At 71.7% G+C, this 8,475-nt stretch carries 7 protein-coding genes; 3 read left to right on the forward strand and 4 right to left on the reverse strand.

Going from position 1 to position 8,475, the window contains the following annotated elements:
• Nucleotides 1-45: 45 nt before the first annotated feature.
• Entirely contained in the window at nt 46-453 is a 408-nt protein-coding gene (locus AB0M39_RS40440) for a hypothetical protein (RefSeq protein WP_365373745.1), read from the reverse strand.
• Here AB0M39_RS40440 and AB0M39_RS40445 point away from each other — a divergent pair.
• The 3 genes from AB0M39_RS40445 (at nt 428) to AB0M39_RS40455 (ending at nt 2,661) form a co-directional block, all read left to right on the forward strand.
• A complete protein-coding gene (locus AB0M39_RS40445) occupies nt 428-751 on the forward strand; it encodes a hypothetical protein (protein WP_365373747.1) in 324 nt (107 codons plus the stop codon). The genes AB0M39_RS40440 and AB0M39_RS40445 overlap by 26 nt on opposite strands.
• Entirely contained in the window at nt 748-1,464 is a 717-nt protein-coding gene (locus AB0M39_RS40450; RefSeq protein WP_365373749.1) for a hypothetical protein, read from the forward strand. The genes AB0M39_RS40445 and AB0M39_RS40450 overlap by 4 nt, the downstream gene beginning before the upstream one ends.
• Before the next feature lie 285 nt (nt 1,465-1,749).
• Nucleotides 1,750-2,661 (forward strand): alpha/beta hydrolase, encoded by a 912-nt coding sequence (locus AB0M39_RS40455; RefSeq protein WP_365373758.1) that lies wholly within the window; start codon nt 1,750-1,752, stop codon nt 2,659-2,661.
• A gap of 147 nt (nt 2,662-2,808) precedes the next feature.
• Here AB0M39_RS40455 and fxsT read toward each other — a convergent pair whose 3' ends face one another.
• The 3 genes from fxsT to AB0M39_RS40470 form a co-directional block, all read right to left on the reverse strand.
• Nucleotides 2,809-6,792, reverse strand: coding sequence for an FxSxx-COOH system tetratricopeptide repeat protein (gene fxsT / locus AB0M39_RS40460; RefSeq protein ID WP_365373751.1), 3,984 nt, complete (start codon nt 6,790-6,792; stop codon nt 2,809-2,811).
• Nucleotides 6,789-8,018: an FxsC protein gene (gene fsxC / locus AB0M39_RS40465; protein WP_365373753.1), complete on the reverse strand. Its 1,230-nt coding sequence runs from the start codon at nt 8,016-8,018 to the stop codon at nt 6,789-6,791. Before fsxC ends, fxsT begins: the two co-directional genes overlap by 4 nt.
• 1 nt (nt 8,019) lies before the next feature.
• On the reverse strand, nt 8,020-8,475 hold a 456-nt coding region (locus AB0M39_RS40470; RefSeq protein ID WP_365373756.1), incomplete at its 5' end, for a TIR-like protein FxsC.

Consider the following 8,475-nt stretch of genomic DNA (forward strand, 5'->3'; position numbering starts at 1 on the left):
TCCTGCTCTCACTCGTCGAGCGGTCGGCTCGGTCCGTCGTGTCCGTCATGTACGTCGGGTCCGTCGGATCGCTCGTGTCCGGCGGGTCGGTCGTGCCGTCGCCGCGGGCGCGGCCGAGGACGCTCCGGGCCGGTCGGCCGCCGAGGCGGTGGCCACCACCGTCGCGCTGCCGGGCGGGAGCGCTGAGCCGGCTGCGAGCTCGCCTGCAGGACCGTCCGCGAGCGCGAGCCCGTCGCCGTCGGACAGCGCATCGGCCGGCCCCTCGCCGTCCGCCTCGTCCGCCTCGCCCTCCTCGTCCGAGAGCGCGACCGCCGGGCCCGCCACGCCGACGCCCGGCACGACCTCGACGGCGCCGACCGCCGCCCCGCCGTCGTCGTCCGCGACGCCCTCCGCCGAGCCCAGCACGACCGCTCCGACCACGCCCGCGGTGAGCGTGACGTCCGTCTCCGTCACCAGCCTGCGCCAGACCGGCGTGACGACCGCCGGCGCCACCGTCGACGTCGCCACGGACGGGACCGGCCCGGTGACCGTCGTCGTCACCTGGTACACCGGCGACGGGAAGGGCCAGTTGGGCGCTTCGGACGGCTCGCAGACCTTCCAGCGCAGCGGCTCCACCCAGTACACGATCACGCTGGACCACGCCTTCCAGGGCAAGGGCTGCTACTGGGGCGTCCAGGCGGCCACCAGCCCGTCCGCCGCGAACGGCAGTTCGTCCCAGCAGATCTTCATCCGGCGGTGCACGCTCTCATGAGAGATCCACAGATCCCCTACGACTCCGACGCGGACTACAGCGCGACCGCGCTGGGCAGCCACTGGATCGAGCGGCCTGAGCCGGAGACCGTCCCGGAGAAGGCAACCGTGGTCCAGGACGCGCCGCCCTGGTCCGACGGGCCGACCGCGTCCGTGGCGCCCGACCGTGTGGAGGGCGAGGTCCTGCGCTTCGGGCCGGGCGTGACCGCGGTCGTCCAGCGCAGGCAGCGCGAGAGCGGGAGCACCACGGCCGTCGAGGTCTGGCACGGCGCCTCGCTCGGCGGGCAGATCGCCGAGCCGCCGCCGCCCCGCGAGCGCCGCCGCCGGGGGCTGGGCCGGTACGCCCTGGCCGCCACGGTGCTGCTGGCCGTGCTGGGCTACCTCGTCTGGGAGCGCTACGGACAGAGCCTCGACGTGCGGGGCGTGTCGGCGAGCACCACGGCGGAGGGGCCGGGCTGCGACGGCACCGCGGACGTGGTGGGCGTGGTCGAGACCGACGGGCACGCCGGCGACGTCGCCTACCGCTGGGTCCGCAGCGACGGCACCCGGTCGGAGCTGCTACGGGAGAAGGTCACACGTGGTCAGAGACAGGCGCGTCTGCATCTGCTGTGGACGTTCCACGGCCGGGGCGAGTACCAGGCGGTGGCGGAGCTTCAGATCGTCTCGCCGTCCCGTCACACGGCCGTCGCACGGTTCGCCTACCGCTGTGGCTGACGGGTCTCGCCGGGCAGGGCGGCCGCGGCGTCAACTGATTCCCGCTGCCCTCACCCTCGAAACCCTGAGCTCCCCGAGGGTTCGCCGAGCGTGGCTCTGGTCCGTCGGCTACCTTCGTAACCGGCCGCCGGTTCCAAAGTCGCCGATCCTACTGCGACCCCGGCTCGGCGCCGGTCAACTCGGCTGATTTGAGCGCTGCGGACGGCATCCCCGTACTCCATGCTGAAGGGGGTGCCGTTCCGGGCTGAAGCCGCGGGCAACGGGAGGCAACGGGTGTTCGGTTTGGTGCAAGCGCCCGACCGCAACGGGAAGCTGGCCTACGAGGAGTGGGGAGACCCCAAGGGGTACCCCGTCTTCCTCCTCCATGGCACGCCCGGCAGCCGGCTGGGGCCCAAACCCCGGACGTTCGACCTCCACAAGCTCGGCATCCGGCTCATCGCCTACGACCGCCCGGGATACGGCGACTCGGACCGCCATCCCGGCCGGAGAGTCGCCGACGGCGCGAGGGACGTCGCCGCCATCGCCGACGCCCTGAACCTCAAGCAGTACTCCGTGGTCGGCCGCTCCGGCGGCGGCCCGCACGCGCTGGCCTGTGCGGCGCTCAGCCCCGACCGGGTGGCGAGCGCCGCGGCCGTCGTCTCCGTCGCGCCTCCCGACGCCGAAGGCCTGGAGTGGATGGGCGGGATGGCCGAGTCCAATGTGATGACGTACAGCATGATGGCCCGTCACTCCCCCGACCTGTCCCAGGTGGGCGCGCTGCTCGCCCGCAACGCCGAGGCCATCCGGAGAAATCCCTCCTCGCTCCTCAGCTCCCTCAACGAGGAGATGCCCCCCGCCGACCGGCTGGTCGTCGAGGACGCCGGGATCCGCGATCTGCTGCTGCTCAACTACCTCTCCGCGGTGGGCGAGCGCATCGAGGAAGCCGATGTGAAGGGGCAGCCGCCCGAGCCCACGGGGTGGGTGGACGACCTGGTGTCCTTCCGTGAGCCGTGGGGCTTCCAGCCGCAGGACATCCAGGGCGTGCCGGTCCTGCTCTGGCACGGCGAGCAGGACGTCTTCTCCCCCGTCAGCCACTTCTGGTGGCTCGCCGACCACATCCCCGGCGCGTCGGCGGTGCTGCAGCCCTCCGCCGCCCACTTCGCGGCGCTGCCGGCTCTGCCGCGGATCCTCGCCTGGGTCCGCGACAAAGCCTTCTGACGGGTTCTCAGCCGTGGCCGCCCGCCCCCGGCAGGGCGGCCACGCGATCCGGCAGAGGACAGACGGCAGGCGGCAGGCGACAGACAGCAGGCGACAGACAGCAGTCGGCAGACGGCGATCGGCAGGCGGCGATCGGGTGCCCGGCGGTCAGATCGGGTGGGGCTCCAGCTCCAGGCCGGTCCTGCGCCACGACCTGAGCGCCAGCGTCGAGGGATGCTCCGCGCCCAGCCGCTTGGCCATGTCCGCCAGCGCCCAGTCCCGCATCTCCTCCGCCGCCCCCTCCTCGCCCAGCTCCCGCAGGACGACGGCGAGATTGCCCGCGCACACCAGCGTGGCGGGGTGGCTGGCGAGCAGCACCTCCCGCAGCTGGCCGTACGCCGACTCGTACGTCCTGCGCGCCTCCTCGTGCCGGCCGCCCTCGGCCTGCGCGGAGGCCAGATTGACCCGGCTGACCAGGGCGTGCGGGTGGCTCTCGCCGAGGATCTCGCTGAACGCGTCCACGGCCCGCGCCGACAGGCGCTCCGCCTCGGAGGTCTGGTCAGCGGTCAGCAGATGCACCGCGTAGTTGGCGGAGCAGGCGACGGTGTGCGGGTGGTTCTCGCCCAGGTTCTCGCGCAGATCGAGGAGCACTCTGCGCACCGTCTCGAGCGCCTCGTCCGAACGGCCCTGGGCCATCAGATCGCCGGCCAGGTTCATCTCGAGCAGCAGCCGCTCGGGCGAGACCTCCCCGTCGCTCTCCGGCGTGTGCTTGAGCACGTGCCGGGTGACCTGCTCAGCCTCGCCCGGGCGGCCGTCGCGGCGCAGCGAGGCGGCGAGGCCTCTCATGGTGTTGAGGACGGTCGGCGCGCCCTCGGTGAGCTCGAGGTTGCGCAGACATCTGTCGTGGGCCTGCCGCAGCAGCTTGACGGACTCCTTGTAGTCGCCGCAGTCGCGCAGATCGCGGCCCAGGTTGACGGCCGACTCGATGGTCAGCGGATGGTCGGGGAGCAGGATCTGCTCCCGGGTCTCCAGCGTCCTGCGGTCCAGGTCGCGCGCCGCGTAGCAGTCGCCCGACACCGCGAGCGAGACCGCGAGGTTGTTGGCGGCGGTCAGGGTCCGCGGATGGTCCTCGCCGTAGACCTCGCTGTAGCGCTGGTGGGCCTCGCGGTCGTACACCAGCGCCTTCGCGAAGTCTCCGAGGCCGCGCAGGTCCGCCGCGATGCTGCTGAGGGTCATCAGGACGTGCTGGTCGTCCTTGTCGCCGAGGACGGCGCGCTGACGCTCCAGCACCTCCTCGTCCATCGCGAGCGACTCCTCGTACTTGCCCTGGGCGCGCAGGATGTTGGCGATCTGGAACCGCATGTGCAGGGTCCAGCGCTCGTCCGGATCCCCTTCGGCGCCCCAGCCGTCGACGCACTTCTCGCTCAGCTTGAGGGCCTGCGCGAACTCCCCGCGTCGGCGCAGCTGGCGGACACGGTCCACGATCAGCTCGCGCACCCCGTCGTCCGGCGCGTTGAACGCCCAGGTGGTGCCCAGGTGCGGCCAGATGATCCGGTACTGGTCCCAGGTGTTGGGGTCCTCCGGGTCGTCCTTGCCGGGCCTGGCGGCGACCAGCGCGCGGTAGACGACCTCGCGCGCCTCGCGCCGCTCGTCCTCGCTCATGCTGTTGCGCATGGACAGCTGCACGAGCCGGTGCACCTGCACGCCTCTGGCCTTGCGGTCCACGCGGACCAGGGCGAACCGGCTGAGCTCCTGGTAGGCGCGGGCCACGGTGCGGGCGCCGCCGAGGGCGCGGGAGATCTCGATGCCCTCCAGCAGGTCCATGGAGATGGGCTCGGGGCTGAAGTACGAGCAGAGCTGGAGCAGTCGCACGGCGGGCGGGTAGTTCTCCCGCAGCCGGCCGATGGCGAAGTCCCAGGTGCCGTCGGTGACCTTGGTGACGTCGGCGATCTGGTCGCCGCCGCCGCTCTTGCGCGCGTCTGCCGACGGCCGTTGCAGCAGCCTGATGTACTCGCGGGCGCTCAGGTTGGTCTGCTTGATACTGGCCGCCGCCTGCTCGACGGCGATCGGCAGGTCGCCGAGGGCCTCGGCGACGAGGCCGGCCTCCTCCGGGCCGCAGTCGGGGAGCCTGCGGCACAGGTGGCTGACGCTCTCGGGGCGGTTGAAGACGCCGATCTCGACGGTCTCCGCGTGGCGGGTCCAGCCCTCCGAGCGCTGGCTGGTGATCAGTACGTGTCCCGAGCGCCCTCCGGCGAGCAGCTCGGGCAGGTCCCCGGCGTCGTCGGCGTTGTCGAGGATCAGCAGCCAGCGGTGGTACGGCTCGCCGAGGTCGAGCGCCTGGCGCACCGCGCGCGCCATGTCGGTGGGGTTCTTGCGCTCGGGGAGTCCGAGGTGCCGGGCCATGGCGGCGTACTGCTCGACCGCCAGGTTGCGCTGCTCGGCCTGGATGTGCCAGACGATGTCGTAGTCGCCCTTGTACCGGTGGGCGAACTCCTGGGCCAGCAGGGACTTTCCGACGCCGCCCATGCCTCGCAGCAGGATGGTGTGCTTCCCGGTCCGCAGCTGCTCCCTGATGGACTCGAGGAGCTCGGTGCGGCCGGTGAACGACGTGGTGCGCAGCGGGACCGACCAGATGGGCGGCTCGGCGCCGGGGTAGCGCGGGGCGAGCCGGTCGGCGCCGGTGAAGTGGGTGTGCGAGCGCGGCTCGGGGCCGGCGTCGAAGGCCCGCAGCAGCGCCTCTTTGGCGACGGCCTCGGTGTCGCAGCGGGACAGGTCCACCAGCCGCTCGGTGAAGGGCTGGCTCAGCGGCACGTCCTCGATCCGCACGGGCACGAGGTTGCGGCGGTTGCCGAGCCGGTCGGCGGAGAAGACGGCCTCCCAGGTGGTCCGGTGCCGGGAGGAGCGGAGGTAGGCGCCGGAGAGCACGGCGAGCGTGTGGGAGGTGGACTCCACACCGCGTTCGGTCTCGGTCTTGAGCCGCGCGCCCTCGTCGATGCCGTCCGGGGCCAGATGGACCCGGAACTCGGCGGCCTCGAGCGTGGCGCGGATCCACTCGGCCCAGGTGCGGTCCTGCGGGACGTAGCTGATGTACACGTCGGAAACGTCGAGCGGACGGCGCCGGGTGTACAGGTCGAGATAGCGCTGGCGCAGCGTCTCGTCCATCCGGGGCATCGAGGTCACCGCGCCGTCGGTGACGACGGCGGCGAGCCGCTCGTAGGCGGCGAGCAGCGAGGAGGGGGTGCCGGGGGTGTCGCGGAAGGGCGACAGCAGCTCCTCGTACGAGTAGGCCGGGCGGTAGGGGATCTCGACCCTGCCCCAGTAGTCCTCCGCGGGGATGTCGCTGTGCCGGCCGAGGATCCTGGCGAACCGCATTCTGATCTGGCCGCGGGCGGCGTCGAGCCGGTCGGCCTGGCCGTTGGTGTCCTCGACGCGCATGGGCACGGGCACGATGCGGATGTTGCGGAAGCCGTACATCTCGTCGACGCGCTCGGCGACCGCGACGGCGCCGTCGATGCTCTGGCTGCTGGGCGTGAAGCAGGTGACGAGGGTGTGGGGCAGATTGACCGTGCAGATGTCGGAGATGTCGCTGAGGCCGGTCCGGCTGTCGATCAGCACGTAGTCGTAGTTCTGCACGAACTCGCACTTGAGGGCTTCGATGAACTCGGTCGCCCGGGGTCCGTCCATGAACGGCTTCCAGTCGAACTGGGAGAACGCGCTCAGGTATTTCTTGCTCTTGGTGCCGGCGGGGAGGTAGTCGAGCCGTCCGCTCTCGGGGAACTCCCAGATCACCGGAATGACGCAGTGGTTGAAGCGGGCGCGCTCGGCGACCCAGGCCGCGTCGACGACGGGGGTCCGCTCGTGGGCCTCCAGTCCGGCGGTCTTCACCTCGGCCAGGCGCTGCTCCTCCAGCAGCGCCTGGTTGAAGCGGCTGACGAGGTCGAGGACTCCGGGGGTGGTGCGGAGCTTGTCCTGGTCGAGGAAGGGATGGAGGAAGAGGTCGAGGCCCGGCGCGTCCAGGTCCCAGTCGACCACCAGGACCCGTTTTCCCGAAGAGGCCATGATCCAGGCGGTGTTGGCGAGTGCCATCGTCCGTCCCGTACCGCCCTTGTACGAGTAGAACGTGATGATCTTGCCCGCGTCCTCGCCGGTCATCGCGTGGCCTCCGCGCCGCCTTCGTCGGTGCCGAGTCCGTCGGCACCGACCCCCGGCAGTCTCCCCGTCGTCGTACTGCTCCGCGGGGACGATTGCGGCTGAATGTACCGCAGATAACGCATGTAGGCGGACTCCGCCAACTCGCCGAACCACAGGGCGAACGAGTCGGCTGTGGCCAGGCCGCGCACCGCGAACTGCTGCCCCATGCGCCCCTCGCGCAGAAAGCGCGGGAAGGTGGCCTCGACCAGGCCGCTCAGCCGTTCGAAGTGCTCCTTGTTCTGCGGGTCGTCCTCGGCCATCGCGGTCAGCACGGCGGTCCAGGGCCGGTGCGCCTCGTCGAAGGCTCTGGCCTGGCGGGCCACGTCGGGGTTCTGCAGGGCCCAGGGGTCGACGACGAGAATCCAGGGTCCTGGCGGGGTGTCGCCGCCGCGCAGTTCGACCAGGGTCTTGTCGATCGAGAGGATCTCGAGGTCGAAGCCCTGGTTGCGGGCCAGTTCGGCGACCTGCTCGGCGACCGGGCCGCCCGCGACGGGCCCGAACGGCCGCCAGTGCAGCGGCTGCGGGCCGTACCGCGAGGCCTCGCGGCCGATCGGCAGGTCCTCCTCGGACGGGGCGAGCACGGTGACCCGCAGCGGCGGGCTGGGCGGGGTCTCGGCGAACGCGTCCGGGAGTCGGGCCAGGGTCTCGCTGTCCAGGGAGCCCTGCATGCAGGACCCCAGCGGGGCGAGGGCCGCGATGCGCCGGGCGAGCCAGTCGGTGACCTGGAGGGCCTGGCCCTCCTCGAGGTCGAGCAGCTGGTGCAGCCCCATGGCCGCGTAGGTCTCCTCGGCGTCGCCGGCGCCCTCGGGGACGGCCGGCGTCTCGTGCACCGCCGCCGGCACGGAGGCCGCGGGGTAGGGCGTCCACAGCACGGGCACGATCCGGGGCGCGGCGCCAGGAGCGCCCCGCTGGGTGACGGCGGTCCACTGGCGGCCGCAGAGCGGGTCGGTGAAGTACCGCTTGGTGTACAGCGGGACGAAGACCCGGCAGTGGGAGAGCGCTCGTACGGACTCGTCGGCCGGGGCTCCCGGCTGCTCGACGAATCCCGCGGCCGCCGTCGTCACTCCGGCGTAGGCGGCGACGCGGTGGCGGAGCTCCTCGTAGAAGTCGAAGACCAGCTTGTCGGGGTTGTCTCCGGTGCGTCGGCCGCCCGGAATGCGCGCATAGCTCAGAAAGAAGAGCGGCATCTCACGTTCCCCCCTCGAAGACGTTCCGGAGGTCGTCGAAGAGCCCGATGTCGCAGGGCTCGAGTCGGGCCTGCTGGGCCACCTTGACGATCGTCTGGGCGATTCCCCACACGGCCCTTCGGTACTGCAGCGGATACCCGGACTTGCGGAGCCCGTACAAGCCCATCTTGAGATAGGGCTCGCCGAGGTCGGGGTGGGTGTACTGGACCGCCTCGGCGACCGGGGGCAGCTCCAGGTGCGCGGGGCTGAGCCACAGGACCGGCACGATCGCGTTGACGGTGTACGGCTTGGTCCGGTGCTGTTCGGCCTGCCGCCTTGCGAAGGCGTCCCACTCCTTGCCGCACCACTCCCTGGAGAAGTACCGCTTGGTGTAGACGGGCACGAAGACCTGGCAGGTCGCCAGGGCCTGTTTGAGCTGTCTCTCCCACTCGGCGCCGATCCCCATCCGCCGGTCGAG

It is taken from the genome of Streptomyces sp. NPDC051907 (assembly GCF_040681075.1).
Taxonomy (GTDB): Bacteria; Actinomycetota; Actinomycetes; order Streptomycetales; family Streptomycetaceae; genus Streptomyces.

Excerpts from the sequence above, each read along its gene's own strand:
- fsxC (WP_365373753.1), bottom strand. The coding sequence starts at position 8,018 with ATGCCGCTCTTCTTTCTGAGCTATGCGCGCATTCCGGGCGGCCGACGC.
- AB0M39_RS40450 (WP_365373749.1), top strand. The coding sequence starts at position 748 with ATGAGAGATCCACAGATCCCCTACGACTCCGACGCGGACTACAGCGCG.
- fxsT (WP_365373751.1), bottom strand. The coding sequence starts at position 6,792 with ATGACCGGCGAGGACGCGGGCAAGATCATCACGTTCTACTCGTACAAG.